Genomic DNA, 1,150 nt, shown 5'->3' on the forward strand with positions numbered 1-1,150 from the left:
TTATGTCGATACCACGCTGGCTACTTGGGTTGTGATAATAATTTCCTTATGTGTAGCTCATCTTTTAAATTTTTGATGGGGCTAAGTTAAGTTGCTGTATTAAATGTTTTATATATTTATTGTGTAGTGTGTGCTTCATAGGTTTAGCAGGATATTAGCTTGATATAGATGCTATAGAGTGCGCATTGTGCAGTGTAAACGTTACCAATATGGTGTTATTCGTAAGAGGACGTGACACATTATTTGGCTATTAATAAGGTGTTTTTACGCAAGTGATTACAGCTCAAATGATTTGAATTCAAATGGTTTTAGCTCAAGTAACTATGCAGGAAATATTTGATCTTACCGGGTGACATGTGATGAATGACCGCTTCATTTTCAAACATTAGCAAGGCGACTGTTTCAAAATACTCATACTTAACGCCATGGATATGGTGGAATATCTATTGGCGACTTCAGTAGCAATAGTGGGTTAAGTGAGTGTGCTAGTTTAGTGATAACATTTCTGTGAGATTGGACCTTACTGGCTTATGTTAATGTTGTCCTCCCCCTGATATTAGTGGGAAACTGGGCTTCAAACCGCGATTTAATACAATGTTATTGCATTTAAATAGACGTTCGGTCTAATATTGGCCTATGAACAATTTAAGCTTAGATATAATGACGAGTCCACATACTAGTTCAAACCCTAAACCGCGCAGAGGTAGACCACCTAAAGTATCGCGGGATAATCCTGATACTCGGGCTGAGCTTATTCGTAGCGGTCTTGAACAATTGACAGAGCAAGGTTTTGCCTCATCGGGTATAGAACCTATTTTGAAAAAGGTTGGCGTACCGAAAGGCTCTTTTTATCATTATTTTGCGAGTAAAGAAGCCTTTGGCCAAGCGGTATTGCAGAACTATGCTGAATACTTTTTACATAAACTTGAGATCCATTTGCTCGATGAAGCTTATTTGCCGTTAACGCGAATTAGACACTTTGTTGAAGATGCTAAAGCAGGAATGATTCGATACCAATTTAAACGTGGTTGTTTAGTGGGTAATTTGGGGCAAGAAGTGGGCGTTTTACCAGAGAGCTTTAGACCGCTTATTATCGAGATTTTTTTGAGTTGGCAAGCTTGTTTAGCTCGCTGCCTCAAGGCCGCACAAT

General features: G+C 38.9%; 1 protein-coding gene. It reads left to right on the top strand.

Features of this window, described 5'->3' with window-relative positions:
* Window positions 1-660 precede the first annotated feature (660 nt).
* The coding region (locus CXF78_RS01305) for a TetR/AcrR family transcriptional regulator (protein WP_257984796.1) at window positions 661-1,150 on the top strand (490 nt) is incomplete at its 3' end.

It is taken from the genome of Shewanella sp. 11B5 (assembly GCF_002836795.1).
GTDB classification, from domain to species: domain Bacteria; phylum Pseudomonadota; class Gammaproteobacteria; order Enterobacterales; family Shewanellaceae; genus Shewanella; species Shewanella frigidimarina.